Consider the following 252-nt stretch of genomic DNA (forward strand, 5'->3'; position numbering starts at 1 on the left):
AGGTAATAGTAATATGTACCGTCGCGTACGGTGCGGCCACCGGGGAACACGTTGTTCCGGTTGTCGTATTCTTCTATCTCCGCCATCACCTTGCCGGACTTGTCAAAGATCGTCACCTTGTTCTCCGGGTAATCGCGTACACCTTCGATCATCAGGAAGTCGTTGATGCCGTCGCCGTTGGGCGATACGGCCTGGTGTACACGTACCGGTAATGCGGCACCCTCATCGTTGGCAATGCGCACCGTCACCGAT

The 252-nt window shown here is 55.6% G+C and carries 1 protein-coding gene; it reads right to left on the reverse strand.

Annotation, left to right across the window (positions count from 1 at the left end; translation table 11 throughout):
• The coding region (locus tag G5B30_RS17230) for a gliding motility-associated C-terminal domain-containing protein (protein WP_165321238.1) at nt 1–252 on the reverse strand (252 nt) is incomplete at both ends.

Origin of the sequence: Sphingobacterium sp. SGG-5 (assembly GCF_011043525.1) — a bacterium.
In the GTDB taxonomy this organism is placed as follows: domain Bacteria; phylum Bacteroidota; class Bacteroidia; order Sphingobacteriales; family Sphingobacteriaceae; genus Sphingobacterium.